Source organism: Leisingera aquaemixtae (assembly GCF_006740765.1).
Classification (GTDB): Bacteria; Pseudomonadota; Alphaproteobacteria; order Rhodobacterales; family Rhodobacteraceae; genus Leisingera; species Leisingera aquaemixtae.
The window spans coordinates 1636807-1663098 of sequence record NZ_CP041159.1; the positions used below are offsets into that span (position 1 = coordinate 1636807).

26 protein-coding genes and 1 tRNA gene are annotated in these 26292 nt (G+C 64.0%); 17 read left to right on the plus strand and 10 right to left on the minus strand.

Annotation, left to right across the window (positions count from 1 at the left end):
- Nucleotides 1-42: 42 nt before the first annotated feature.
- Nucleotides 43-127 (minus strand) — tRNA-Leu (locus R2C4_RS09630).
- A 219-nt stretch (nucleotides 128-346) separates the two neighbouring features.
- Here R2C4_RS09630 and R2C4_RS09635 point away from each other — a divergent pair.
- On the plus strand, nucleotides 347-874 hold the full coding sequence (locus tag R2C4_RS09635; RefSeq protein ID WP_141890464.1) for a Hint domain-containing protein: 528 nt from the start codon (nucleotides 347-349) through the stop codon (nucleotides 872-874).
- A gap of 3 nt (nucleotides 875-877) precedes the next feature.
- Here the strand turns inward: R2C4_RS09635 and R2C4_RS09640 are convergent, their stop codons facing one another.
- Nucleotides 878-2530, minus strand: a complete 1653-nt coding sequence (locus tag R2C4_RS09640; protein WP_141890465.1) for an NAD(P)H-hydrate dehydratase — start codon at nucleotides 2528-2530, stop codon at nucleotides 878-880.
- A gap of 171 nt (nucleotides 2531-2701) precedes the next feature.
- Between R2C4_RS09640 and R2C4_RS09645 the strand changes: the two genes are divergently transcribed.
- The gene (locus R2C4_RS09645; RefSeq protein WP_008554830.1) at nucleotides 2702-3040 is read left to right on the plus strand and encodes a P-II family nitrogen regulator; all 339 of its coding nucleotides are present in this window, start codon (nucleotides 2702-2704) and stop codon (nucleotides 3038-3040) included.
- Nucleotides 3041-3086: 46 nt separating this feature from the next.
- The gene (gene glnA / locus R2C4_RS09650; RefSeq protein ID WP_141890466.1) at nucleotides 3087-4493 is read left to right on the plus strand and encodes a type I glutamate--ammonia ligase; all 1407 of its coding nucleotides are present in this window, start codon (nucleotides 3087-3089) and stop codon (nucleotides 4491-4493) included.
- Between the two features lie 81 nt (nucleotides 4494-4574).
- Here the strand turns inward: glnA and R2C4_RS09655 are convergent, their stop codons facing one another.
- The gene (locus tag R2C4_RS09655) at nucleotides 4575-6050 is read right to left on the minus strand and encodes a globin-coupled sensor protein (RefSeq protein ID WP_141890467.1); all 1476 of its coding nucleotides are present in this window, start codon (nucleotides 6048-6050) and stop codon (nucleotides 4575-4577) included.
- A 229-nt stretch (nucleotides 6051-6279) separates the two neighbouring features.
- Here R2C4_RS09655 and R2C4_RS09660 point away from each other — a divergent pair, with 229 nt between their 5' ends.
- The 3 genes from R2C4_RS09660 to R2C4_RS09670 all read left to right on the plus strand — a co-directional run bounded on the left by R2C4_RS09660 (nucleotide 6280) and on the right by R2C4_RS09670 (nucleotide 9624).
- The gene (locus tag R2C4_RS09660; RefSeq protein ID WP_141890468.1) at nucleotides 6280-7527 is read left to right on the plus strand and encodes an Hsp70 family protein; all 1248 of its coding nucleotides are present in this window, start codon (nucleotides 6280-6282) and stop codon (nucleotides 7525-7527) included.
- A 94-nt stretch (nucleotides 7528-7621) separates the two neighbouring features.
- Nucleotides 7622-8416 (plus strand): lytic murein transglycosylase, encoded by a 795-nt coding sequence (locus R2C4_RS09665; RefSeq protein ID WP_141890469.1) that lies wholly within the window; start codon nucleotides 7622-7624, stop codon nucleotides 8414-8416.
- 374 nt (nucleotides 8417-8790) lie between these two features.
- Nucleotides 8791-9624, plus strand: a complete 834-nt coding sequence (locus R2C4_RS09670; RefSeq protein ID WP_141890470.1) for a hypothetical protein — start codon at nucleotides 8791-8793, stop codon at nucleotides 9622-9624.
- Here R2C4_RS09670 and R2C4_RS09675 read toward each other — a convergent pair.
- Nucleotides 9621-10394: a heme-dependent oxidative N-demethylase family protein gene (locus tag R2C4_RS09675; protein ID WP_141890471.1), complete on the minus strand. Its 774-nt coding sequence runs from the start codon at nucleotides 10392-10394 to the stop codon at nucleotides 9621-9623. The two genes, R2C4_RS09670 and R2C4_RS09675, sit on opposite strands and share 4 nt — an antisense overlap.
- Before the next feature lie 149 nt (nucleotides 10395-10543).
- Between R2C4_RS09675 and dddP the strand changes: the two genes are divergently transcribed.
- Entirely contained in the window at nucleotides 10544-11887 is a 1344-nt protein-coding gene (dddP, locus tag R2C4_RS09680; RefSeq protein WP_141890472.1) for a dimethylsulfonioproprionate lyase DddP, read from the plus strand.
- Between the two features lie 54 nt (nucleotides 11888-11941).
- Here dddP and R2C4_RS09685 read toward each other — a convergent pair whose 3' ends face one another.
- The gene (locus R2C4_RS09685) at nucleotides 11942-12490 is read right to left on the minus strand and encodes an NUDIX hydrolase (protein WP_141890473.1); all 549 of its coding nucleotides are present in this window, start codon (nucleotides 12488-12490) and stop codon (nucleotides 11942-11944) included.
- A gap of 95 nt (nucleotides 12491-12585) precedes the next feature.
- Between R2C4_RS09685 and R2C4_RS09690 the strand changes: the two genes are divergently transcribed.
- The 6 genes from R2C4_RS09690 to R2C4_RS09715 all read left to right on the plus strand — a co-directional run bounded on the left by R2C4_RS09690 (nucleotide 12586) and on the right by R2C4_RS09715 (nucleotide 18882).
- Complete coding sequence (locus tag R2C4_RS09690; RefSeq protein ID WP_141890474.1) at nucleotides 12586-13818, plus strand: bifunctional alpha/beta hydrolase/OsmC family protein; 1233 nt, start codon at nucleotides 12586-12588, stop codon at nucleotides 13816-13818.
- A 248-nt stretch (nucleotides 13819-14066) separates the two neighbouring features.
- On the plus strand, nucleotides 14067-14324 hold the full coding sequence (locus tag R2C4_RS09695) for a DUF6455 family protein (protein ID WP_141890475.1): 258 nt from the start codon (nucleotides 14067-14069) through the stop codon (nucleotides 14322-14324).
- 341 nt (nucleotides 14325-14665) lie between these two features.
- On the plus strand, nucleotides 14666-15970 hold the full coding sequence (gene purB / locus R2C4_RS09700) for an adenylosuccinate lyase (protein WP_008554435.1): 1305 nt from the start codon (nucleotides 14666-14668) through the stop codon (nucleotides 15968-15970).
- 155 nt (nucleotides 15971-16125) lie between these two features.
- A complete protein-coding gene (locus tag R2C4_RS09705) occupies nucleotides 16126-16659 on the plus strand; it encodes a tetratricopeptide repeat protein (protein ID WP_141890476.1) in 534 nt (177 codons plus the stop codon).
- 75 nt (nucleotides 16660-16734) lie between these two features.
- Nucleotides 16735-17844, plus strand: a complete 1110-nt coding sequence (locus R2C4_RS09710; protein ID WP_058287081.1) for a flagellar motor switch protein FliG — start codon at nucleotides 16735-16737, stop codon at nucleotides 17842-17844.
- Between the two features lie 153 nt (nucleotides 17845-17997).
- Nucleotides 17998-18882: a lysophospholipid acyltransferase family protein gene (locus R2C4_RS09715; RefSeq protein WP_141890477.1), complete on the plus strand. Its 885-nt coding sequence runs from the start codon at nucleotides 17998-18000 to the stop codon at nucleotides 18880-18882.
- A 39-nt stretch (nucleotides 18883-18921) separates the two neighbouring features.
- Here the strand turns inward: R2C4_RS09715 and R2C4_RS09720 are convergent, their stop codons facing one another.
- Entirely contained in the window at nucleotides 18922-19623 is a 702-nt protein-coding gene (locus tag R2C4_RS09720; protein WP_141890478.1) for a DUF1223 domain-containing protein, read from the minus strand.
- A 222-nt stretch (nucleotides 19624-19845) separates the two neighbouring features.
- On the opposite strand from R2C4_RS09720, the gene acnA reads away from it, so the two are divergent.
- A complete protein-coding gene (gene acnA / locus R2C4_RS09725) occupies nucleotides 19846-22620 on the plus strand; it encodes an aconitate hydratase AcnA (RefSeq protein ID WP_141890479.1) in 2775 nt (924 codons plus the stop codon).
- A gap of 98 nt (nucleotides 22621-22718) precedes the next feature.
- Here the strand turns inward: acnA and R2C4_RS09730 are convergent, their stop codons facing one another.
- A complete protein-coding gene (locus R2C4_RS09730) occupies nucleotides 22719-23504 on the minus strand; it encodes a substrate-binding periplasmic protein (RefSeq protein WP_141890480.1) in 786 nt (261 codons plus the stop codon).
- 264 nt (nucleotides 23505-23768) lie between these two features.
- On the opposite strand from R2C4_RS09730, the gene R2C4_RS09735 reads away from it, so the two are divergent.
- From R2C4_RS09735 to R2C4_RS09745, 3 genes are all read left to right on the plus strand, one after another.
- Nucleotides 23769-24053: an antibiotic biosynthesis monooxygenase gene (locus R2C4_RS09735; protein ID WP_141890481.1), complete on the plus strand. Its 285-nt coding sequence runs from the start codon at nucleotides 23769-23771 to the stop codon at nucleotides 24051-24053.
- Between the two features lie 88 nt (nucleotides 24054-24141).
- Nucleotides 24142-24480 (plus strand): DOPA 4,5-dioxygenase family protein, encoded by a 339-nt coding sequence (locus tag R2C4_RS09740; RefSeq protein WP_141890482.1) that lies wholly within the window; start codon nucleotides 24142-24144, stop codon nucleotides 24478-24480.
- Between the two features lie 73 nt (nucleotides 24481-24553).
- Nucleotides 24554-24853, plus strand: coding sequence for a putative quinol monooxygenase (locus tag R2C4_RS09745; protein WP_141890483.1), 300 nt, complete (start codon nucleotides 24554-24556; stop codon nucleotides 24851-24853).
- 14 nt (nucleotides 24854-24867) lie between these two features.
- Here R2C4_RS09745 and R2C4_RS09750 read toward each other — a convergent pair whose 3' ends face one another.
- Genes R2C4_RS09750 through R2C4_RS09760 form a run of 3 tightly spaced genes read right to left on the minus strand, consistent with a single transcriptional unit; the run spans nucleotide 24868 to nucleotide 26286 of the window.
- Nucleotides 24868-25407 carry a DsbE family thiol:disulfide interchange protein gene (locus tag R2C4_RS09750; RefSeq protein ID WP_141890484.1) on the minus strand — a complete coding sequence of 180 codons (540 nt, stop codon included), beginning with the start codon at nucleotides 25405-25407 and terminating at the stop codon, nucleotides 24868-24870.
- Complete coding sequence (gene ccmD / locus R2C4_RS09755) at nucleotides 25400-25555, minus strand: heme exporter protein CcmD (RefSeq protein ID WP_008556119.1); 156 nt, start codon at nucleotides 25553-25555, stop codon at nucleotides 25400-25402. Before ccmD ends, R2C4_RS09750 begins: the two co-directional genes overlap by 8 nt.
- Nucleotides 25555-26286 (minus strand): heme ABC transporter permease, encoded by a 732-nt coding sequence (locus R2C4_RS09760; RefSeq protein ID WP_008554610.1) that lies wholly within the window; start codon nucleotides 26284-26286, stop codon nucleotides 25555-25557. Before R2C4_RS09760 ends, ccmD begins: the two co-directional genes overlap by 1 nt.
- Between the last annotated feature and the right edge of the window lie 6 nt (nucleotides 26287-26292).

Sequence of the window (26292 nt, forward strand, 5' to 3'; positions counted from 1 at the left end):
ATTCCGCGTGATACAACCCAAGTTTTTCTTTTAAAATCAAGTTGGTGCGGGTGAAGGGACTTGAACCCCCACGCCTTGCGGCGCCAGAACCTAAATCTGGTGCGTCTACCAATTCCGCCACACCCGCACGGCACAAAGGTCTGCCCCTCGTGTGACGCGCTGAATAGCAAAGCTTGGCGGCGGATGCGAGCGGAAATCGCGCCGCCGCGGCCGTTGTGCAAAACAGCAACAATCCATCCGGAATATCGCAACGATGAGCGGGTTTCTGCGCAATAAGGCTGGGCCTGGAATCCGGTTGTGCCGTAGTTTGGCAGAAAAGTCTGAGGCAGACAAAGCGAGCAACAACATGAAACCGTTTGGAAATGCGGCCCTGCGCGCGCAATTGGCGATGCGCGGGCAGGCACAGCCCCGGCGGCTGTTTCAGGGCAGCCAGAACATCAGCCTCTTGCGCGGCACCGCTGTGCTGACCCGCGAGGGGGAGCGCGCAGCAGAAGACATCACGGCAGGCGACAGCCTGATCACCCGCACCCAGGGCATGGCCCGGGTCGAGGCCGTCCGCAGCCGCCGCGCGATGCTGCAGGCGGTCTGCATTGCTGCCGGTTCTCTGGGCGATACCGGGGGCGAAGGCGGCCTCACCGTGCCGTGGGACCAGCGCATTCTGGTGCGCGACTGGCGCGCCAAGGCGATGTTCGGCCAGCCGCAGGCGGTGGTGCCGGCCTATGAGCTGGTGGACGGCGAGTTCATCCGCGACCTCGGCCTGCAGATGATGGATCTGACGGTGCTGGAGTTCTCCCGCCCGCATGTGATCTACGCAGGCGGTCTGGAGCTGGCCGCGGCCGCCGCGCCGCAAGAGGACCTGCGCCCGGCGGCCTGATCCTTAAAGCCCCAGTTTTCGGAACACCGCGGGGATCTGCTCCGGCAGGTCCTCGGCAATCAGGCCGGGGCCGAATTCCAGCGCGCATTCGACATGGATATAGGCGGCGGTCTCGGACGCCTGCATCGGGGAAAACCCGCGCGCCAGCAGCCCGGTGATAAAGCCCGCCAGCACGTCCCCCGACCCGGCGGTGGCCAGCCAAGGCGCGGACCGCTCGTAATGGGCGGAGTTCACGGAACAGCGCCCGTCCGGCGCGGCGATCACCGTATCCGGCCCCTTGAACAGCACCACGCAGCCTGCGCGTTTGGCGGCCTCGCGGGTGGCGTCGACCTTGGAATAGGCGGGGCCGGTGGTGGCGGGCGCGTTCAGTTTTTCAGCCAAGTCCGGGAACAGCCTGGCAAATTCACCGCCATGCGGGGTGAGCACGCAGTTTTCGTGAAGGGCCTCGAACAGCGCCTCCGGCTTCAGCTCAAACCGGGTGAGCGCATCGGCATCCAGAACGGTTGGCCGCTTTTCCTTCAGCGCCGCAAAGACCATCGCCTGAGTGTCCGCGCCGCGGCCCATGCCCGGCCCAAGGCAGAGAGCGCTGAGGCGGTCGTCTTCCAGCAGTTCCGCAAGCCCATGCGCGCCGTCGATCTGGCGCAGCATGATGGCGGTCAGGTTGGCAGCGTTTTCGAACATCGCCGAGCGCGGCGAGCCGACAGTAACCAGCCCCGCCCCGATCCGCAGGGCGCCGCGGGCGGCAAGGCGCGCTGCTCCGGTTTTGCCGTAACCGCCGGAGAGGATGAGGGCGTGGCCGTGGGCGTATTTGTGGTTTTCCCTGTTTTTCGGCAGAGAAGTTGTCTGCCGGACGTCATCAACAAGCCTAACTAAACCCTCACCGTCCTTTCCTCCGCCTCCATTCGATTCTGGGAAATTGCCAAGCCAAGGCTGTGTCACATTGCCATTTTTCAACCCGGCCAACCCAATATCTATGGTTCGCAAGTTCCCGCAGTAGCCCGGCCCTTCATCTACGAAATGCCCGATTCGAGGCCTGTGAAAGGTGACTGTAAGCCAGCTCCAATTACCACCATATTCCTGGCACAGAGCGCGTCCGCTGTTCATGCAAAGGCCCGTAGGTGCGTCAACCGCTACCATCCGGCCAAAAGTTCTGCCCTCAGTGTACAATTTGGTCAGCGGTTCAAGAATGTCGCTCTCCGGCGCACGTGATAATCCGGCACCAAAGATTGCGTCCACAAAAAGGTGCCCCTCCGCGTTGCCAACAGCGGTTTTGCTCCATGTCTGCACTGCGCCTGACCCCAACCGCTCATAGTTCACCTTCGCATCTGGCGGCAGCTTGTCCGGGTCGCCGTAAAGGAACACCTCCACCGCCCAGCCGCGCTCTTTCAAGAGCCGCGCCACCACAAAGCCGTCGCCGCCATTGTTGCCAGGCCCGCACAGGACCACCGCCCGGCGCGGCGTTTCATCTTTCCCCAAATACTCCGGGGGTGCGGGGGCCGGCCCCCGCTCATCCGCCAGTTCCGGCCATTGCTCGAAAATGGCCTCGACCACCCCCTGCCCGGCCCGTTCCATCAGTTCCAGCCCGGTGACTTCCCCGGACTCGATGGCGGTCTGCTCAATCGCCCGCATCTGGGCTGCGGTCAGCAGTTCGGTCATGTTTTGCCCTTCCCCGATTCAATTCTGCGCATTTTCCGGGCGCAGTGCTTAATTTTTAGGCAGCTACGATCAAATCCTGCCTGCAATTGCCGCAGCGGCCCAAGCGCGCATTGCTGCCCTCATTTAGAAGTGAAATGACATCCCCAACAAGCTTGCGAGGAGCCTAAGCCGATGAAAAAGATCGAAGCCATCATCAAGCCTTTTAAACTGGATGAGGTGAAGGAAGCGTTGCAGGACGTTGGCGTCCAAGGCCTCTCCGTGATCGAGGTCAAGGGCTTCGGCCGCCAGAAGGGCCACACCGAGCTCTACCGCGGTGCCGAATATGTGGTCGACTTCCTGCCCAAGGTGAAGGTCGAGGTTGTGCTGGACGACGATCAGGTCGACCAGGCAATCGAGGCCATCGTCGATGCCGCCAAGACCGACAAGATCGGCGACGGCAAGATCTTTGTCTCGCCCGTCGAGCAAGCGATCCGCATCCGTACCGGCGAGACCGGCCCGGACGCACTCTAAGACACCAACGAAAATCCTTACATCTCTGCAAAAAAGGACCGAGGGAATGAGCGTAGACGCAGTTCTCAAGACACTTAAAGACGAGGACGTCGCCTATGTCGACATCCGCTTCACCGATGTGCGCGGCAAGCTGCAGCACGTGACCGTGGACGTGGACCTGGTCGACGAAGACTTCCTGGAAGAAGGCTTCATGTTCGACGGCTCGTCGATCGCCGGCTGGAAGTCGATCGAAAACTCCGACATGAAACTGATGGCGGACACCAACTCCGCTTACATCGACCCGTTCTATGCGGAAAAAACCCTGTGCCTGCACTGCTCCATCGTTGAGCCGGACACCGGCGAAGCCTATGAGCGCGACCCGCGCGGCACCGCCCAGAAAGCCGAGGCTTACCTCAAGTCCTCCGGCATCGGCGACGTGGCCTATATGGGCCCGGAAGCGGAATTCTTCCTGTTTGACGACGTGCGTTACTCCAACACCATCAACAAGGTGTCCTACGAAGTTGACGCAACCGACGGCTCCTGGAACACCGACGCCGAGTTCGAAATGGGCAACATGGGCCACCGCCCGGGCCTGAAGGGCGGCTACTTCCCGGTCAACCCGACCGATGAAGCGCAGGACCTGCGGTCCGAAATGCTTTCGACCATGAAGCGTCTGGGCATGAAAGTGGACAAGCACCACCACGAGGTCGCGTCCTGCCAGCACGAGCTGGGCCTGATCTTCGACAGCCTGACCAAACAGGCCGACGAGATCCAGAAGTACAAATATGTGATCCACAACGTGGCGCACGCCTATGGCAAGTCGGCAACCTTCATGCCGAAGCCGATCTATGGCGACAACGGCTCTGGCATGCACGTGAACATGTCGATCTGGAAAGACGGCAAGCCTCTGTTTGCAGGCGACAAATACGCCGACCTGTCCCAGGAAGCGCTGTATTTCATCGGCGGCATCCTGAAGCACGCCAAGACCCTGAACGCCTTCACCAACCCGGGCACCAACTCCTACAAGCGCCTGATCCCGGGCTTCGAGGCCCCGGTTCTGCGCGCATACTCCGCCCGCAACCGCTCCGGCTGCGTCCGGATCCCGTGGACCGAAAGCCCGAAAGCGAAGCGCGTCGAGGCCCGTTTCCCCGATCCGAGCGCAAACCCCTACCTGTGCTTTGCCGCGCTGCTGATGGCCGGCCTGGACGGCATCCGCAACAAGATCGATCCGGGCGAAGCCATGGACAAGAACCTGTACGACCTGCCGGCCGAGGAGCTGGAAGGCATCCCGACCGTCTGCGGCTCGCTGCGCGAAGCGGTTGACGCGCTGGCCGCCGACCACGACTTCCTGCTGCAGGGCGATGTGTTCACCAAGGATCAGATCGACGGCTACATCGCGCTGAAGATGGAAGAGGTCCACAAGTACGAGCACACCCCGCACCCGGTTGAGTTCGGCATGTACTACAGCTGCTAACAGCTGGAAATTCAAAGGAAAAGGCGCCCTTCGCGGCGCCTTTTTCTGTTTTCCGACCGGTGGCAGTGGCGGTTCAGCGCGTCAGCCGGCCAGGCGCAGGCTGCCGCCTCTCTCCGCGCCGGGCGCCCTAACCGGGGCGGTTGTTTGGGCAACTTTGAACGATTTGACCAGATCGGCCAGCGCCTGCGCATCCTGGCGCATGGTGACCGTGGCGGCCGTCGTCTGCTCGACCATGGCCGCGTTCTGCTGGGTGACCCCGTCCAGATGCGAAACACCGGTGTTGATCTCCGTCAGGCCGGTGGTCTGCTCGCTTGTGGAGGCGGAGACCGACGCCGACAGCTCCGACACCCGTTTCACATCGGTCACGATCCGGGTCAGCACTTCGCCGGCCCGGTCGACAAGCGAGACGCCTTCGTCCACATGGCCTGAGCTGATGTTGATCAGTTCCTTGATTTCCTTGGCGGACACGGCGGCCCGCTGAGCCAGCCCGCGCACTTCGGAGGCGACAACCGCAAAGCCGCGCCCGGCTTCGCCGGCGCGCGCTGCCTCCACCCCGGCGTTCAGCGCCAGCAGGTTGGTCTGGAAGGAAATATCGTCAATCACGCCGATGATCTGGGAGATCCGGTCAGACGAGTCGGCGATTTCCTTCATCTTGCTCACCGCGTCCGTGACCACTGCAAAGCCGTCCTCGGCGCAGGCTTGCGCGGTTGCGGCAACGGTGCTGGTTTCCTTGGTCGCTTCCGAAGAAGACCGCATGCTGGAGGTGATTTCCTCAACCGCCGCCGCCGTTTCCTCCAGCGTTGCAGCCTGGGTTTCGGTGCGCTGCGACAACTCCTGCGCGGCGTCGGAGATTTCGCCGGCGGTGCTGTTCAGGCCCTCGGCGGAGTCCTGGATGCTGCCGATCACGCCGGCCAGGCTGCCCATCAGCCGGTTGAACGTGACCCGCACCGCGTCGTAACGCGCGGGGTAGTCGCTTTCGCCGGGGGCCGGGATTATCTGGGAGAGATCGCGGGCTTCCATCCGCTCAATCCCGGACGTGATATAGTCAAAGGCGGTGTCCTGCTCCGCGCGCTGCGCCGCGAAGTAGGCGTCGATCACGAAATAGGTGTCCATCGCGAACACCCGGTTCAGCGCCCCTAGCATGGCAAACAGCTTGCGCCGCCCGCCTGGGGTGACTGCAGCACCGAACCTGTCGCCAAGAACCTGCTGAATGTGGGAGGTCGCCCGAGCATAGGCAGACAGGTAAAGCTCGAAGGGGAGCTGGATCTTGAAGTGGACCGCGCCGACGCGCTCTGCCGACGCAAAGTATTCCTCCGGGAAATCGCCTCTCAGCAGCAGTTCCCAATGCCGCTTTTGCGACGTTCTGGCGTGGGTGAGGATTTCCTCATTGGTGAAGAACTTGCTTGCTTCCCGGTCGGACTGGGCAAAGGCATAGAACTTGTCGAGGATCACATCGAAGTAAGGCGCCAGCAGGGAACTTGCGCGCATCAGGTCCTTTTGATGGTCTCCATCAAGCGCAAATTTCGAGATGATGCGCTGGTTATCAGTTTTACTCATCTTCCAAACTCCAAAGACCCTGCTCTGGGCAGCAGGTAAGAAAAGTGTGATATTCAGGAATTAAGATACTTTTACGGCGGGTTTACTGATGATATTTGAAGGACTTGTACCTCCTGCGGCAATCCGCCCTGTGGCAATTCCCGGGCGGCGGGACATGGGTGATTCGCCTTGATCGAAGCCGCCACTTGCTGTACCCGCGGCGGTTCCGCTTGGCCTGCAGGAGCGCGCTATGACTGCCCCGAACACTCTTGGTATCGACTTTGGAACCTCCAACTCCGCCGCCGGGATCGCGGTTTCCGGGCGCCCCTGGCTGGTGGAGATGGAACCCGGAGAGCTGACGCTGCCCACCGCAGTCTTCTTTGCGGAGGGCGCGCGCCAGATGCGGATCGGGCACAGCGCCGCCCGGGCCCTGATCAGCGGCGAGGAAGGCCGTTTCATGCGGGCGCTCAAGAGCCTGCTCGGCACCTCCCTTCTGCATGAGGAGCGGCGGCTGGGCGGCGAGCGGATCAGCTTTGCCGCCATCATCGCCCGCTTTCTGGCGGAACTGAAACGGCGCGCCGAGGCCGCCACGCACATGCAGTTCACCCATGCCCTGTCGGGGCGGCCGGTGCGGTTTCACTCCAACGACCCCGGCCGCAACGCGCAGGCGGAGAAGGATCTGCGCGCCTGCTATCTTGAGGCCGGTTTCGAGGACGTGCTGTTCATGTACGAGCCCGAAGCCGCGCTGCGCGCCGCTGCGCCATCGCCGGGTCTGGGGCTGATTGTCGACATCGGCGGCGGCACCTCGGACTTCACCGCTTTTGAGCAGGGGGCAGACGGCGCCGCGCGCATCCTGGCTTCGCACGGGATCCGTCTGGGCGGCACCGATTTCGACCGGCAGCTGAGCATTCAGCATGTGATGCCGCTGCTGGGCCGCGGCAGCCTGATCCGCAATACCTTCGGCGGCGGCACCCTGCCCGCGCCGAACCGGCTGTTCAACGACCTGGCCACCTGGCAGATGATCCCGTTTCTGTACAGCCCCGAAAGCCGCCGGGCCGCGAAGGATCTGGCCGCCAATGCAGCGGAGCCGGAGAAGCTGGCGCGGCTGGTTACCGTGCTGGAGGACGAACTGGGGCACGAATTGGCCTTTGCGGTCGAGCGCGGCAAGATCCGCGCCAATGACGCCGGAGACAGCGCGGCCATCGACCTCAAGCTTTTACAGCGCGGGTTGTCCGTGCCGCTGCCCGGCGCGGAGATGATTCAAACGCTGGCGGACCAGACCCGGGCAATCGGGGTGTGCGCAGCCGAAACCCTGGACCAGGCAGGTATCGAAGCGGTGCGAGTGGACCGGATTGTCATGGTCGGCGGCTCGTCGCTGCTGGCGCCAGTGCAGGCTGAGATGCGGCTGCTGTGCCCGAATGCCCGTGTTGAAACGGAAAACGCGATGACTGCAGTGGCCGCGGGGCTGGCACTGGCCGCCGGAACAGCTTTTTCCTGAACAGATGGGAACCTTTGGCGGGATTTCCCGTTAGACTTAGGCCGCCATCACGCTAGGCTGCAAAGACACGAGTCACATTTCGAGAGTTTCATTCATGCGCCGGCTGCTTGCCCCTGCCCTGATTTCCGCCCTCCTTGCCTCCCCCGCCGTGGCCGCGACCTGCGGCAATACCTCCGCCGGGTTCGATGCCTGGAAACAGGCCTTCAGCGCCGAGGCCAAACGCGCCGGGGTGCGGAAGGCGGGGCTGCAGGCGCTGGCCAATGCGCAATACGCCAGCCGCACCATCTCCGCCGACCGCAACCAGAAGAGCTTCAAGTACTCGCTGGAGAAATTCATGCAGGTCCGCGGCTCTTCCACCATTGTGGCACAGGGCCGCAAGCGCAAGGCGCGGAACCCGGATTTCTATGCCGCGCTTGAGCGCAAGTACGGCGTGCCCGCGGGGGTCCTGATTGCCATTCACGGGATGGAGACCGCCTTTGGCAATTACATGGGCGACAGCCAGGTGGTCTCAGCCATCGTGACCCTGACCTATGACTGCCGCCGATCCGACTTTTTCCGCCCGCACGCGTTGGGGGCGCTGAAACTGGTGGACCAGGGCGCCATCACCCCGGCCACCCTTGGCGCCAAGCACGGCGAGCTCGGCCATACCCAGTTCCTGCCCGGCAATGCCTTGCAATACGGCCAGGACTGGGACGGGAACGGCCGGGTGGATTTCTACAACATGGGCGATGCGCTGGCCTCCACCGCCAATTACCTGCGCCAGAAGGGCTGGAAACCCGGCAAGGGTTATCAGCCGGGTGAGCCGAACTATCCTGTTCTGAAGCAATGGAACGCCGCGACTGTTTATCAGCAGTCGCTGGCGATCATGGGGCGCCAGATCGACGGCTGAGCGCCCGCCGCCAACCCCTCCGCGTACCCCGCCGGCAGCCCTGCCGCAAGTGGCCTGCACCGCACCTGTGCCTGCCTGCACGGCGGCCGCAGCGGCCAGTTGCGCACGCGGCCGGGAACAGTGGCCGCGATTCCCGCGGCATTGTAAGGCCTAAGGCATCAATGTGTCCGGCGCGTGCCACAGTTGAGCCGTATTCCGCCGACCGGCTTCGCAAAGCGAACGTGAAATCCAATAAAAACAGACACTTAAATAGTTTCGGGTTTTTTAACGCCCGATCCGCAATCTTTGCCGCCGGGCCGTGATTTCCGCCCAACTTTCAACCCGTTCCAAATTTATTCTTATTTTATCGGCACCCTGAATGGAGGATCCGGACGGTGGCAGAGAACGTGCAATATGCGGGCAGGCTTGGGCTCGAAAGCCGGAATGCGGCAACCCTCCCGGCTGCAGTGTCCGCTGTCGTGGACACGCTTGAAGACTTCGGCCACCCGGCAGATGCCATCGAGGCCCGCGCCGAGAATGCCGTCCGGCTGCAATGCGACCACTATCTTGTGACGGTGCGCCTGCGCCGGGTACCGCTGCGGCGTTCCAGCAAGCTGACCGGCGGTATGCTGCAGCCTGTCAGCCTGCTTGAAGTGGCGCTGTCCCCGCTGCACGAGGACCATTGCGACCAGGAGATTGCAGAATTGCTGCTGGCCGAAATGCTGCGGCGGACGCTGCCCGTGGTCGATGCCACCTCGGTTGAATGGCTTAAGTCCAACGTGGCGCTGACCTGCGACCAGTTCCTGGGCGTGTTTGAACCGCAGCAGGCCGGGCCGGCCCCGGCGGAGCGCGAGGCTGCAGCCAGCCGTCCGGTTCAGCCGCCGCGCGCCCGCCCGCGCGGACGCGCCTGTTTCAAACCGGTTGAGCAAACGGCAACTGCGCTGGAGGCGCATTGCGAGCGCGCCTTTCAGGCTGCCGTCAACCGCTCTGCTGGACCGGGCGCAAGTGCGGCCGCGACGCAGGCCCGCGCCCGGATGCGCAAGACCGTGCCAGCCGGGCCTCACGGCGGCGGCTGGGGCGGTCCGTTGCAGGCCTCCGCGCTGTCCGCGACCATCCTGGCACCGCGCCGCCGCCTGCGCTTTGTCAGCCACCTGCTGCTGGTGGCCGCCCTGTTCCTGTTCCTGGACAGTGCTGGAATGGTGCAGGCTGCACGGCCGCTGTTCCCCTAAAGCCGGGCTCCGCCATCGTCCTGCGGCGCGCGCCACTGACGCATCACATCTGCCCGCGCAAGCACGCGTGTGTGAATGGCAAACACCACCGCGCGGGTCTGCGGCAGCCGCATAATCACCTGCTTTTCGCTGCGCAGATAGCCGGCCCTGCTGCGGTGCGGCCGGTCCCGCGGCGCAAGCTGGCTGCGCGGCTGGAACAGCGCCGGATCGTGATACCACAAGGCGTTGAACCGCCACAGCGGCCGCCCCGCCTGCACCCCGTCAAACAGCCGCTGCACCCGCGCTGCGATGCCCGCGTTGTAGCTGTCCACCGGCACGTGAATGCCGGTGAGCGGCTGCAGGTATTTCTCCGCCAGCGTCCAGCTTGCCGGAAAGCACAGCACCGCGCCGGTCAGAACGTGCTCCGGCGCGCCTTCTGGCTTTTGCAGAATGCAGAAATCCTGCTGCGCGAAACGGCCCAGGGTGCCCAAAGGATCCTCCCAATCGACCGGAACCCGCACGCCATCCGGCCGCAACGCGGTGTCGCCCGCGCCGGGGTCCAGCGCGTCCAGCGCCATGTGCAGCAGCTCTTGCGCCGCCGCCATCGCGCGGGCGTCCAGCTGCAAGACCTCGTCCCGCCGGCTTGCCAGCAGCCGCTCCCGCTCTGCCATCTGGCCCGCATAGGCGTCATCGGCCATCAGCCAAGCCTCCGGTGCGAGCGGCTGGATGCCGGGGAGCTTCTTCTCCTCCAGCGGATTGTAGGGAATGGTCTTCTGAAGAATCGCCGTCATCCATTTGCGATAGCATCCAAACCGGCGGGAAACAGCCGCAACGTTGCATCACAGGTCAGAAATGACCCGAAAACCTGTCGCTTTCCGCAGCGCTTTTCCCAGCCACCGGCGCCACACTGGACAGGACTGTGCAGCAAGGACCTTCCGGCATGAACGAGCATTACCGCGACATCCGCAAGATCGACCCCACCCGCGGCGCGAGACTGGGCGACAACACCCCGAACGACAATGACCGGGTCGAGATCGGCCCGACCCAGCTGGCCTTTGCCGAATGGGCCGAGGCCGGGCTGCAGTTGCCGGACCTGCAGGCGCTGCGCAGCTTTCGCTGGGAGCGGCTGACGCGTTTCATCAACGACCGCGGTTATGGCGGCCTTCTGGTCTTTGATCCGCTGAACATCCGCTATGCGACCGACAGCACCAACATGCAGCTCTGGAACACCCACAACCCGTTCCGCGCGCTGCTGATCTGCGCTGACGGCTATATGGTGCTGTGGGACTACAAGCAGTCGCCCTTCCTTAGCGAATTCAACCCGCTGGTGCGCGAGCAGCGCGCCGGGGCCGACCTGTTCTATTTCGACCGCGGCGACAAGATCGACGTGGCAGCGGACAAGTTCTCGAACGAAGTGCGCATCCTGCTGGAAGAGCACAGCGGCAGCAACAAGCGGCTGGCGGTGGATAAGGTGATGCTGCACGGCCTGCGCGCACTTGAGGCACAGGGGCTGGAGATCTTCCCCGGTGAGGAGCTGACCGAGAAATGCCGCGCCGTGAAGGGCCCGGACGAGATCCTGGCAATGCGCTGCGCCCATCACGCCTGCGAAACTGCGGTGGCAGCAATGGAGACATTCGCCCGCGAACAAGTGCCCGGCGGCAATATCTCCGAGGATGACGTCTGGGCGGTGCTGCACGCGGAAAACATCCGCCGCGGCGGCGAGTGGATCGAAACCCGGCTCTTGGCCTCCGGCCCGCGCACCAACCCGTGGTTCCAGGAATGCGGCCCCCGCATCATCCAGAACAACGAGATCATCAGCTTTGACACCGACCTCGTCGGCTCCTACGGGATCTGCATCGACATCTCCCGCAGCTGGTGGATCGGCGATGAAAAGCCGCGGCCCGGCATGATTTACGCCATGCAGCACGGGCTGGAGCACATCCGCCACAACATGGAGATGCTGAAGCCCGGCGTGAACATCCAGGAGCTGTCGCGCGGCTGCCACCCCCTTGATGCGCAGTTCCAGAAGCAGAAGTACGGTTGCATGATGCACGGCGTCGGCCTGTGCGACGAGTGGCCGCTGGTGGCCTATCCGGACAAGATGGTCGAGGGCGCTTTCAACTATGAGCTGGAACCGGGCATGGTTCTGTGCGTCGAGGCGCTGGTGTCCCCCGAGGGCGGCGACTTCTCGATCAAGCTGGAGGACCAGGTGCTGATCACCGAGGATGGGTATGAGAACCTGACCAGCTACCCGTTCGACAAGGCGCTCTTGGGCGAAGCCTGATACCGCACCGCCGGTCCCTCCCGACAGGAGGGGCCGGGACAGCCTGCGGCGCCGTCAGGCGCCTCCGCTTAAGAACGGCGCCAGCTTTTCGCGCAGCACCAGCACGCCGGGCGATTCCGTTACTTCTGCCAGCTGGGTCAGCGGAACCCGGGCCAAGGCGTGGGATTCCCCGCTGGCGGCGATCTCTCCGGCCTCGGCCTGAAACAGGTAACGCACGTCATAGTGCAGATGCGCGCAGTCGCGGCCATTGGCCGGGATTTCGTGGATATCGACGTCGAACACCCGGTCCGACAGCGGACTGATGCTGGCCAGCCCGCTTTCCTCATAGGCTTCCTTCAGCGCCACAAAGCGCACGTCGGCGATGCCGTCGCAATGGCCGCCCAGCTGGAACCAGCGGTTGAGTTTCTTGTGATGGGTCAGCAGCACGCTGTTCCTGTCCGGCGACAGCACGAAGGCGGAGCCGGTCACATGGCCGGTTTGCGGGTTGCGGCCAAAGGCTTGTGGTTCAGTTCCGCAAAACGCCTGCAAACGCCGCCACATTTCCCGGTCGCGCGCGCTTTGCGGGCTGTAACACCCCATGCCTATAAGAGTGCTGCTGCTCATCTGGCTTCACCTTCCCGTGACGTTCCGTCCCGCTGCCTTGTTCAGGCCCCGTCGAACGCTCAATCTATGCGGAACACCCAAAAAAGGCCACGCCCATGCCCACGGAACGGATCACCTTCACCGGCCACGCCGGAAACACCCTTGCTGCCCGCCTCGACCTGCCCGAGGGGCCGGTGCTGGCCACAGCACTTTTTGCCCATTGCTTCACCTGCTCCAAGGACATCCCGGCTGCGCGGCGGATTTCCGGGCGGCTGGCGGCGATGGGAATCGCGGTTTTACGATTCGATTTCACCGGGCTGGGCCATTCCGAGGGCGAGTTCGAAAACACCACCTTCAGCTCCAACGTGGCGGATTTAATCAAGGCGGCGCAGTACCTCGCGGCGCGCGACATGGCGCCGGCCCTGCTGATCGGCCATTCGCTGGGCGGGGCGGCGGTGCTGCGGGCGCGGGCGGGCATCCCATCGGTCAAGGGGGTGGTGACGCTGGCGGCACCATTTGATCCGGGCCATGTCTCCCACCACTTCGAAGCCGCTCTGCCGGAGATCGAGGCCAAGGGACGCGCCGAGGTCTGCCTGGGCGGGCGGCCGTTTGTGATCGGCAAGGAGTTTGTCGACGACATCAGCGCCGAGGCGCTGGCGCCTGCGATTGCAGAGCTGAAGGCGGCGCTGCTGGTGCTGCACGCGCCGCGCGACGAGACCGTGAGCATCGACAATGCGGCATCGATCTTCACCGCTGCCAAACACCCCAAGAGCTTTGTCACTCTGGATGACGCCGACCACCTGATTTCCCGCCCGGCGGACGCGGAATATGCTGCCGAGGTCATCGCCGCCTGGGCCGGGCGCTATATCGGCATGGCCCCGCCCGCACCGCCGCCCGGCGCGCCGGAAGGCATTCTGCGGGTGACGGAGGCGGATCCGGACGGGTTCCTGCAGGACGTGCAATCCGGCCCCTACCACCACGCGCTGGCGGACGAGCCGCTGGCCTATGGCGGCACCAACCGCGGCATGTCTCCCTATGGGTTTGTGGCTGCGGGTCTGGGCGCCTGCACCTCGATGACGCTCAGGATGTATGCCCGCCGCAAGGGCTGGCCGCTGGAGGGGATCAGCGTTGATGTGAGCCATGACAAGGTCCATGCCCAGGACGCCCTGCCCTCCGGGCCTGCCAAGATCGACCAGTTCACCCGGGTGGTGCGCCTGTGCGGCCCCTTGAGCGGAGAGCAGCGCAGCCGGCTCTTGGAAATCGCCGACAAATGCCCGGTGCACCGGACGCTGGAAAGCGGCGCCAGGGTGGTGACCCGGCTGGAGACCACGGAGCATTCCGGGGCCTGAGCGCCGAAAACTCCGGCGCTGCTCCCGCCCCCGGACCGTGCAGGAAACCTGCACCGCCAGCGGCCTTGGGCCCGGCGCCGCGCTGAGCGCGGCGCCGGGCCTAACTGCGGCAGGTCTTCGGCAGAAGGCCGCAGCGCAGGCGGGAGCCGCTGCCCGCGGCTGAAGTTTGCGCCAAATCAAAGTGCCACCGCGCATTCGCGCACATGCTGTTCCCAGTCCCGGCGCCGGCCGGGCTATGGAGGAGACACATGGGACTTTTTGCAAAACTCGCACGCAGCAGCGATCTGGTGCAGGGCATGGCCAGCCGTCTGGGCGTGGACTATGGCGAAATCGTTGCTGCAGACCCGCAGGCGCAGGGCCGGAAATACATGCGCGCCGTCCTGCGCTGCAGCACTTGCGGCAATCAGGACGGCTGCAGCAGCTTGCAGCGCGAGGCGGCAGAACTGAACGAGGCGCCCTCCTACTGCCGCAACGCCCGGCTGCTGTCGCATCTGCGCGGGGACTGATCCCCGCCTTCCCGGCCATTCCTGACCGCCGCAAGCCGGGGGCTGTTGCGGCGCTTGTGTCCTTACGCCCGCTTGGTCCGCAGGCCTGGCGGAGCGCCCCCAAGCGCTGAGGGCCTGCCAGGCGCCGCTGCCGCAAACCGGCCTGCGCCACTTTTGCGCCGCCTGCACCTCCCCGCCGCTGAACCTCCGCCCTTTGCCCGCCGCAACCGGCACTGCCCCGGATGATACCGCAATCATCAGGGCAAACTGCCTCATGCGCCCCGGCCAGCCTTGCTGTCCAGCCTGTCCTGATCTAAGAGGCCGGGCATCTGCTGCGCAATCACACAAAGGTGCCTTCGCCCATGATCCCCCGCTATTCCCGCCCCGAGATGGTCGCAATCTGGTCGCCCGAGACCAAATTCAAGATCTGGTACGAGATCGAGGCCCATGCCTGCGAAGCCATGGCCAACCTGGGGGTGATCCCGCGCGAGAACGCCGACGCGGTGTGGAAAGCCAAGGACGTGGAATTCGACGTCGCCCGCATCGACGAGATCGAAGCGGTGACCAAGCATGACGTGATCGCCTTCCTGACCCACCTGGCGGAGCATGTGGGCTCCGAGGAAGCCCGGTTTGTGCACCAGGGCATGACCTCCTCCGACGTGCTGGACACCTGCCTGAACGTGCAGCTGGTGCGCGCCGCCGACATCCTGCTGGACGGTGTTGACAAGGTGCTGGCGGCTCTGAAGAAACGCGCGCTGGAGCACAAGAACACCGTGCGCGTCGGCCGCAGCCATGGCATCCACGCCGAGCCGACCACCATGGGCCTGACCTTTGCCCGCTTCTATGCGGAAATGGACCGCAACAAGAACCGTCTGGAAAAGGCCCGCTGGGAAGTCGCCACCGGCGCGATCTCCGGCGCGGTCGGCACCTTTGCCAACATCGACCCGGCGGTTGAAGAGCACGTCTGCGAGCAGCTGGGCCTGCGCCCCGAGCCGATCTCCACCCAGGTGATCCCGCGCGACCGCCACGCGATGTTCTTTGCCACGCTCGGCGTCATCGCGTCGTCGATCGAGAACATTGCTGTGGAAATCCGCCACATGCAGCGCACCGAAGTGCTGGAAGGCGCGGAGTTCTTCTCGATGGGCCAGAAAGGCTCCTCGGCGATGCCGCACAAGAAGAACCCGGTGCTGACCGAGAACCTCACCGGCCTCGCGCGTCTGGTGCGGATGGCGGTGATCCCGGCGATGGAGAACGTGGCGCTGTGGCATGAGCGCGACATCTCGCACTCCTCCGTCGAGCGCGGTATCGGCCCGGATGCGACCGTGACCCTGGATTTCGCCCTGCACCGCCTGGCCGGCGTTGTCGACAAGATGCTGGTGTTCCCGGAGAACATGCTGGACAACATGAACAAATTCCCCGGCCTGGTGATGTCGCAGCGGGTTCTGCTGGCCCTGACCCAGGCAGGCGTCAGCCGCGAGGATGCCTATGCCATGGTGCAGCGCAACGCCCTGAAGGTCTGGGAAGAGCGCGTCGATTTCCGCGAGCTGCTGCTGGCCGATGCCGATGTGGTTGCCGCCCTTGGCGAAGACGCGATCAACGAGAAATTCGACATGGGCTACCACACCAAACATGTCGACACGATCTTCAAGCGCGTGTTCGGCGAATAAGCCTGCCTGAGCGCGAAGTTTATCACGCCCCGTCATCTCGGCGGGGCGTTTTGCGTCTTGCAGCCGGGCAAACGCCTTTGTGAACAAATTTACAGATCCAGACCGGTCTTCCGGGGTTACAGTGGGCAAAACATACTGCGTCTGGAGTTTCCGATATGCGTTTCCTTGCCCTGGCCGCCGCCCTGACCCTTCCGGTTGCCGCCCTTGCCGCCAGCGGCAACAGCTGGAACCCGCCCAAACCCACCGAGACCACCAAGACCTGCAAGGGCAAGCGGGTGTGGGATGAAACAAAGAAGCGCTGCGTGCGGCCGCGGAAATCCTCGCTGAACCAGGATCAACTGCTGGGCGCAGCCCGCGAGCTGGCCTATGCGGGCCGTCAGCAGGATGCCCAGGCGGTGCTGAGCGCGATGGCGGATCAGCAGGATTCCCTTGTGCTGACCTACTGGGGCTTCACCCACCGCAAACTGGGCCATTTGGATCAGGCGCAGGCCTATTACGATCATGCGCTGGCACGCGATCCGGATAACCTCCTTGCCCGTTCGTATATGGGCCAAGGCCTTGTGCAACAGGGCAAATACGGCGCCGCCCTGATACAGTGGAAAGAGATCAGGGCACGGGGCGGCGACGGCACCTGGGCCGAAGCCGCGCTGCGCAGCGCGCTGGAAACGGGCGCGTCTTACAGCTACTAGGCTTCAGGCTTTCTTTACGGCTTGCGGCCTATTCTGCCCTCCATGATCGAGAAGAATCTTTGGTAGGGTGCGAGAATGCCTCAAGACAACATGCTGGCGCTTCCAATGGCAACTGGCGGTTCCGACTTCGGCGGGTTTTCCGCCCCGGCGCCGATGGGCGGCGGGACCAGCAGCGGCCTGAGCGGCAAGGCCAAGGCCGCGATCATTGTCCGGCTGCTGCTGAACGAAGGCGCGGAGATCCCGCTGGAGGAGCTGCCGGACGATCTGCAGCTGGAACTGACCCAGCAGATGGGCAAGATGCGGATTGTCGACCGCGACACCTTGCATGCGGTGGCGGGTGAATTTGCCGACCTTCTGGACAATGTCGGCCTGCATTTCCCCAACGGCCTGGCCGGCGCCTTGAACGCGATGGAAGGTAAAATCAGCCGCTATACCCACAGCCGCCTGCGCAAGGAGGCCGGGGTGCGGCAGTTCGGCGACCCCTGGCAGCGGCTGAAACAGCTGCCGCCGGAAGATCTGGCGTCGCTGGCGGAGGCCGAAAGCACGGAGGTGGCCGCGGTGCTGCTCTCCAAGCTGGACACCGCCAAGGCGGCGCAGATGCTGGTCCACCTGCCGGGCCCGGTTGCCCGGCGCATCACCTATGCGGTGAGCCAGACCGCCAATGTGACGCCCGATACCGTTGACCGGATCGGCCTGTCGCTGGCGGCCCAGGTTGAGGCCCGGCCGGAGCTTGCCTTCAACGACACCCCGGGCCAGCGGCTGGGCGGTATCCTGACCGAAGCCGCCGCCGCCAAGCGCGATGAGGTTCTGACCGCGCTGGACGAGGAGGACGAGGATTTCGCCGTCAAGGTGCGCAAGGCGATCTTCACCTATGCGCTGATCGGCGAGCGGATGCAGCCCATCGACGTGCCCAAGCTGATCCGGGTCCTGTCGCAGCCGGATCTGGTCACTGCCATGGCCTTCGCCTCGGACGAGGAAGACGTGGCGACCAACGAATTCCTGCTGAAGAACATGTCGAGCCGGATGGCCGACAACATCCGCGAGGAGGTGGCGGAGCGCGGCAAGGTCAAGCGCACCGACGGCGAAGCGGCGTTCAGCATGATCATCTCGGCCATGCGCGACCTGGTGGCAACCGGCGAGATCGAGCTGAAGTCCGACGACGAGGAAAACGGCGGCGAGGACTGACTCTGCCGCCCGCCCCCGGCGCGGAATGCATCACCGGCTGCCGCCCTGCTCTGACGGGGCGGCGGCTGGGTGCGACCTGCTTGTGCCCGCCGGCGCGGCTGCTTATGATGCAGCCTTCCAGCCGCATTTTCGCGCCGCAGCCACCCAGATGCCATGCCAGTAGACCCTTCCGAGCTCTCCACCTGGAGCCATGTCAAATATTTTGGCAGCAACCTGTTTCTGCGCGGGCTGCTGCTGGGCGCCGGGCTGATCCCTTACCGGCTGCGGGTTCCGATGATGGGCCGCCTGGTCACCGCCATGGGGCGGCTTGCCGGCTTTGACAAGCGGGTGCGCAACAACCTGCGCCATGTCAGCCCAGAGCTTTCCGGGCTGGATCCGGAGCAGCTCTACCGCGATGTCAGCGACAATGCCGGCCGGATGATCGCCGAGCTGTACGACGGGCAGACCTTCCATGAGAAGGCCAGATCGGCCCCGATCACCGGCCCCGGGCTGGAAGCGCTGGAGACCGCCCGCGCCGCCGGGCGGCCGGTGCTTCTGGCCACTGCGCATTTCGGCAATTACGACGCCGCCCGCGCGGCGCTGACCGCCCGCGGCCACGACATGGGCGCGCTGTACCGGCGGATGGCCAACCCCTATTTCAACGAGCACTATGTCGCCGCAATGAAAACCACCGGCGAGCTGATGTTCGAACAGGGCAAGCGCGGCATGGTCGAGCTGGTCCGGCATTTGAAAAAGGGCGGCATCGCCGCCATCGTCACCGATCTCTATGCCCAGGGCGGCGAGCCGATCGACTTTTTCGGCAAGCCTGCGGTTACTTCAACCGTGCCCGCGGAACTGGCGCTGAAATTCGGCGCCGTGCTGATCCCGGTTTACGCGGTGCGCCAGGAAAACGGCCTGGATTTCGAGATTATCATGAACGCCGAAGTTCCCCCTTCGGACCCTCTGACCATGACCAAGGCGCTGACGGCCGATCTGGAATCCATCGTGCGCAAGCACACCGGCCAGTGGTTCTGGATCCACCGGCGCTGGAAAACCTGACCGCCGCTGCCGCGCCCCTGCTGGCGCGCCGCGCCGGGGTCAGTCCGCCCGCGCGGCGGCGATGACCGGACCGAACGGCGCTTCCTGCACCAGCACCGCGGCGGGCTGGCTGCCGGTCAGCGGCACCGTCAGTTCCAGCGGCTCTGCGCCGTCCCACTCTGCCGCCAGCTGCCAGTCCTCCACCACATTGGCATAGCTCAGGGTTTTCCCGGCCAGCTCGCCGCGGGTGATGCTGACGGTGCGTTCCGGGGTAAAGCGCACCAGCTGCACCAGCAGCCGGGACTTAGGCATCCGGGACCGGGGCTTCAGACGGATCACCAGTTCCCCGCCCTGCCGCCGCAGCGTCAGCGCCACCGGGCGCGGCTTCTTCTGGTGCTTCCTTATCGCGCTCTCCACCTGCACGGCATCGGCGCCGACCACGTCCTCCTGGCCCATGATAACCATCTGCGGCGTGTAGATCATCCGGCGCCCGCCGGCCTGGGCGTAGCCCTTTTGCCGCCGGGTATGGGCAGGCTTGGCGAACTTGTCCTTCCAGCCGATGTAATCCCAGTAATCCACATGCAGCGCCAGCGGCAGCACGTCATCGCGGGCGGCCAGCTTATGCAGCAGCGCATCTGCGGGCGGGCAGGACGAACAGCCCTGCGAGGTAAACAGCTCCACCACCACGGGGTCTGCTGCGGATTGGCCATGCACCGGCAGGGCCAGGGCCAGAACCGTCATGATCGACGCCAGAAATTTCATGAATCGCCTTCTCTGCTACTTAGCCCACTGGTCTAAAGATGTGCCGGGGGTTAGGCCAATCAATCATTTTTGAGGCCCGAGGGCAGCGGCAGCGCGGCCAAAAATGTGTACAATCGCATACAAAACTGCCCCTGCGGCGTTTGAACTATTGAATGCAGCGCTTACCTCATGCATTTAACAAGCAGCGAATTCCCAAGTTCAATTTCTTGAGGGAGGCCACCCATGCCTATCACCGTCGGACAGGACAACGCCAGCGCGCGCCGCACTCTCAGCGTCAACGGCAAAACGATCTCCTACTATTCCATTCCCGCAGCCACCGAAGCAGGCTTTGGCGACTTTTCCAAACTTCCCGCCGCGCTGAAGGTGGTGCTGGAAAACATGCTGCGCTTCGAGGATGGCGGTTTTTCCGTCTCCACCGATGACATCAAGGCCTTTGGCGAGTGGGCCGGCAAGGGCGGCAAGAACCCGCGCGAGATCGCCTACCGCCCGGCCCGCGTGCTGATGCAGGATTTCACCGGCGTGCCCGCGGTGGTCGACCTGGCCGCCATGCGTGACGGCATCGTCGGCCTCAAGGGCTCGGCGGCCAAGATCAACCCGCTGGTGCCGGTGGATCTGGTCATCGACCACTCGGTGATGATCGACGAATTCGGCAACCCGCGCGCGTTCCAGATGAACGTCGACCGCGAGTATGAGCGCAACATGGAGCGCTACCAGTTCCTGAAATGGGGCCAGAAAGCGTTCAACAACTTCCGCGTGGTGCCGCCGGGCACCGGCATCTGCCACCAGGTGAACCTGGAATACCTGGCCCAGACCGTCTGGACAGATGTGGACCAGAACGGCGAGGAAGTCGCCTATCCCGACACCCTCGTCGGCACCGACTCCCACACCACCATGGTGAACGGCGCTGCGGTTCTGGGCTGGGGTGTTGGCGGCATCGAGGCCGAGGCGGCAATGCTGGGCCAGCCGATTTCCATGCTGATCCCCGAAGTCGTCGGCTTTGAGCTGACCGGCGAGATGACCGAAGGCACCACCGGCACCGATCTGGTGCTGAAAGTGGTAGAGATGCTGCGCGCCAAGGGCGTGGTCGGAAAATTCGTCGAGTTCTTCGGCGACGGCCTGGACCGGCTGCCGCTGGCCGACCGGGCGACCATTGCCAACATGGCCCCCGAATACGGCGCCACCTGCGGCTTCTTCCCGATCGACGACGAAACCCTCCGCTACCTGCGCAACACCGGCCGCGACAAGGACCGCATCGCGCTGGTTGAGGCCTATGCCAAGGAAAACGGCTTGTGGCGCGACGAAAGCTACAAGCCGGTCTATACCGATACGCTGCATTTGGACATGGGCACCGTCGTGCCCGCGATCTCCGGGCCGAAACGGCCGCAGGACCACATAGCGCTGGATAAGGCAGCCACCACCTTCCACGACTACGTCGAAGGCCAGCGCGGCGGCAAGGATGCAGGCGAACGTGCCGAAAGCCGCTGGGAGGCGGAAGGCGGGCAGCCGGAACCGCAGAATATTCCCGGCGACAAGGGCCACCACAAGTCCGGCTTCGTGAGCACGGACGAGCACAACTACCAGCTGCACGACGGCTCCATCGTGATCGCCTCGATCACCTCCTGCACCAACACGTCGAACCCCTATGTGATGATCGGCGCAGGGCTGGTGGCCAAGAAGGCGCATGAGCGCGGCCTGACCCGCAAGCCCTGGGTCAAGACCTCGCTCGCACCGGGCTCGCAGGTGGTGTCCGAGTATCTGGAGGCGGCCGGCCTGCAGGAGCATCTGGACGCCATCGGGTTTAACCTCGTGGGCTACGGCTGCACCACCTGCATCGGCAACTCCGGCCCGCTGGCCGATGAAATCTCCAAGTGCATCAACGACAACGACCTGATCGGCGTCTCGGTGCTGTCGGGCAACCGCAACTTCGAGGGCCGCATCTCGCCGGACGTGCGCGCCAACTACCTGGCTTCGCCGCCGCTGGTGGTGGCCTATGCGCTGGCCGGCGACATGAACATCGACATCACCACCGCGCCGCTGGGGCAGGATCAGGACGGCAACGACGTCTTCCTCAAGGACCTGTGGCCGACCCAGAAGGAAATCGCCGACCTGGTCGAAAAGACCGTGACGCGCGACGCCTTCCAGTCGAAATACGCCGATGTCTTCAAGGGCGACGAGAAGTGGCAGGCGGTGGAGGTCACCGACGCGGAAACCTATGACTGGCCCGCAAGCTCCACCTACATTCAGAACCCGCCCTACTTCCAGGACATGGGTCCCGAGCCGGGCACCATCGAAAACATCGAAGGCGCCAAAGTTCTGGCGATCCTGGGCGATATGGTCACCACCGACCACATCTCGCCCGCCGGTTCCTTTGCCACCACCACGCCCGCAGGCCAGTACCTGCTGGAACGCCAGGTGCAGCCGCGCGAATTCAACTCCTACGGCTCGCGCCGCGGCAACCACGAGATCATGATGCGCGGCACCTTTGCCAACATCCGCATCCGGAACGAGATGCTGGACGGCGTCGAGGGCGGCTATACCAAGGGCCCCGATGGCGAACAGACCTCGATCTACGACGCCTCGATGGCGCATCAGGCCAACGGCACTCCGCTGGTCGTGTTCGGCGGCGAGCAGTACGGCGCGGGCTCCTCGCGCGACTGGGCGGCCAAGGGCACCGCGCTCTTGGGCGTCAAGGCAGTGATCGCCGAGAACTTTGAGCGGATCCACCGCTCCAACCTGGTGGGCATGGGCGTGATCCCGTTCGAATTCACTGGCGGCGATACCCGCAAGACCCTGGGCCTGACCGGTGAGGAAACCGTTACGATCCGCGGCCTGGACAGCATCAAACCGCTGCAGGAAGTGCCGTGCGAGATCACCTATGCGGACGGGTCGGAAAAGACCATCACGCTGAAGTGCCGTATCGATACCGCGCCGGAGATCGAATACATCGAACACGGCGGCGTGCTGCACTATGTGCTGCGCAACCTGGCCAAGCAGTAAGGCCAGCCGCCGCCAGACCGTCGAGGGCGCCCGTTCGGGCGCCCTTTTCCATTGGATACGGCGTCTGCATTCAGTCAGGAACCGCCCGGCGGTCCCGGCTAATGGCTGTAGTTGCGGCTGTGCAGGATCCGGCCGATCTCCCCTTCGGCCTTCAGCTCCCTGATCGCGCGGTCGAACTCTTCCAGGTAGGCCGCTGCGCCGCTGGCGCGGGACAGTCCGAAGTGCGACATGCGGCTGGAGACCGGTTTCCCGGCGGCGGCAATCCGGTCATGCCAGCCGTTCAAGCCCACGTGATACCGCCCGACGGCATCGTCGATGGCAATCAGGTCCAGCTGGCCGAACAGAAGCATTTGCATCAGACCGGCCGCATCGCCGCTTTTGACGATCCGGTTGCGGGCGCTGAACGCGGCTTCCATCTCCGGGTCGATGACGCTGCCGTTCACCATTCCCAGCCTCAGGTGCGACACACCGGCATAGCCCGCGCTCCATGCCAGCCCGTCTGGAAAGCGGCCCCGGTTGTACCAAAGCGTGTTTGTCTGCTGAAAGGCGGGTTCGGTAAAGGCCAGGAAGGCCTCGCGCTCCGGGGACTTGTACAACGGCAGGATGCCATCTGCCTCTCCTGACTTTGCCTGGGCGAGGCAGCGCTGCCAGGGCAGCAGAACGGTGACCGCGCTGAGGCCGCCGATCCGCTCCATCACCGCGTCCAGAAGGTCCACCTTCAGCCCGCCGGACGGGATGCTGCCGGTTCCCAATGTGTAGGGCGGATAAGGATCGTAGCAGAAGGTCAGGACTGTTTCCGCCCGCGCAGCCGCGGCAAAGAGGAAGGCGGCCAAAACGCAGCCCAGTCCTGTTTTCAAATACCTTGCGGGATCAATCGCTTTCATCTCTTTCCCGGACAACGTGTTTGGCCGGCACGCAGTGCCGCGAAACCCTGAATTTCTTAACTATAAAATCCTGCAGCATTCCGCGGCAGATTGAAAGTGTCTGCTAGAATGCCCGCCCCCGTACCCGCGTGCCGGCCCGAAGCCAAAAAAGCTATCTGTTCCCGCAGCGTTAGCTGCTATAACAGTCGTTAATTTTGTGTTAATATATATCGTAGATAGATCTTTTCCCTTTTAGGGCGCATTCAGAGGCCGCACGCAGAACGTATGAAAGAAGCCGCATTTGCCGTTATTTATCCGGACATAGACACTTTTGAAGACCATGCTAAGGCGGTGGCGGCAATGATCTGCGAGACCCGGAGCTTTCCCGGCTGCATCGAGGCCCATGCCGGCATCAACCGCGCGCGCCATGAAATTGCAGTTTTTCACTACTGGGAATCAAACGATCACCTGGACCGCTACCTGACCTGGCGCGCCGAACGCGGCGACCTGGACGCCCGCAGCGCCACGATGCGGCGCGAACAGGATTTCCGCACTTACTCCGTGCCGTAAGACCTGCGCGGGCCTGCCGCCGCCTGCACAATATCTGTTCGCAAACCGCAGATTGCCCCGCCGCGCCGGGCGCGGCAATAGTGGGGCCATGAAACAGACCAGCAGCATCACCGGCTATCACGCCCACGTCTATTTCGGCGAAACCACCGCCGAAGAGGCCCGCACCCTTTGCCAGCAAGCGGCTCAGCAGTTCGGCGTTCAAATGGGCCGGATGCATCAGAAAAACGTGGGCCCGCATCCAAGGTGGTCCTGCCAGCTGGCCGCCAGCCCGGAGCAATTCGCCAAGCTTCTGCCCTGGCTGGCCCTGAACCGGGAGGGGCTGATCGTGTTTGCCCATCCGGAAACCGGCGACGCCCTGGCGGATCATCGCGATCACGGTATCTGGCTGGGGGCCGGACTGCCTCTGGATCTCAGCATTTTCAGCTGATATGCGGCGCCTCCAGCAGAAATTTCCGGGCAGCCGGCCAGGCCGCTGCCCCTTTTGACACGCGGAGCTTCCATTGACCGAAGCAGTAATCATTGAGCTGCAGCCACTGCCGGGGCAATACACCCGGCTGGCGGTACTGGTGAAACAGATGGTGGAACAGGTCCGGGATTATCCCGGCTGCCTGCAAGCGGACACGCTGCTTGCCCCGGACCGGAACGAAATTGCCATCTTCCAGCGCTGGGAAACTGCCGAGGCCTTCAGCGACTATCTGATTTGGCGCTCCAAGCAGGAAGATTTCGCGCAGCTCCACACGCTGCTGGCGGCGGAGCCGGGCTTCAAGAGCTTTGCCTTGGGCATGGGCATGGGCGCCTGACGCGCCCTGCCCGGTTACTGGCCTGCGGCCTTCTCCATCGCCGGGCGCAGGGTGTTTTCGATCACCCGCTGGGTCACAGGCCCGGCAAAGCGCAGCACGATTTTGCCTTCGCCATCCACCACATAGGTCTCCGGCACACCATAAAGGCCCCAGTCGATTGCCATCCGGCCCTTCTCGTCCCGGCCAATGGCCGTGTAGGGATCGCCGAGCTCCTTCAGGAAGGCCTCCGCATTGGCCAGTTGGTCCTTGTAGTTGATGCCGTAAATCGGAATGCCTTCGTTGGACAGCGCCTCAAGGTTCGGATGCTCCACCCGGCACGGCGCGCACCAGCTGGCCCAGTAGTTCACCAGTTTCACATTGCCGTCGCGCAGGGTTTCGTCGCTGAACATTTCCTTGCCGGGAAACTCATCCAGTACAACCGGCGGTGCGGGCTGGCCCTCGCGGGCGGAGGGCAAGCTGTTGGGGTCTTCGCGGAACATGCCCACCAGCGCCAGGCCGACAAAGCCTGCAAACACGAGGCCAGGGACCGCCATCAGCGGAGAGATCTTAGCCATTGCGCTTTACCCTGCTTTCCAGAGTTTCCATCTCCCGGCGGACCTTGCGGCCGCGCCAGATCGTCAGCACCACCAGCGCCACCAGTAAAAGCAGCGATGCGGCGTAGGCCGACAGCACCGTATCGGCGTATTTTCCAAGATCGGGCATCAGGCCTCCAGCCGTTCGCGCGCCATCAGAGCCTTGATGCGGCGGGCGCGGATTTCAGTTCCGGTGCGGTAGAACACCAGCGCGATGAACAACAGCACAAACCCCGCCATGCAGACATACAGCGGATTGGAAAACGCATCGGCGACGTTTTCCTTCTTGTCCAGCGACAGTGACGCGCCCTGGTGCAGCCCCTGGTTCCAGAAGTTCACCGCGTAGCGGCTGAGCACGGCAAACACCGAACCCACCAGGCACAGGATCGACGTGAGGTCGGCGGCGGTGTCGGGATTGTCGATCGCCTCCCACAGGGCGATGTAGCCGAGGTAGAACAGGAACAGCACCAGGAAGGAGGTCAGACGCGGATCCCAGGCCCACCAGGTGCCCCACATCGGCTGGCCCCAGATAGCCCCGGTGATCAGCGCAATCACCGTCATCACCACGCCCACAGGCGCGGCGGCCCGGGCCGCCAGCGCGCTGACATGATGACGGCGGATCACCCAGACCAGCGAAGTGACCAGCATCATGAACCACGCGTTGATCGCCATCAGCGCCGAGGGCACATGCAGGAAGATGATCTTGACGGTTGAGCCCTGACGGTAGTCATCAGGCGTGAAGAAAAACCCCCAGACCAGCCCCACGGTGATCAGCACCGCTGAGCCGGCCCACAAGGCCGGCATCACCTTTTCGGTGGTGGCCAGGAATTTCTTCGGGTTGGCGTATTCCCATATCGACATGGTGGC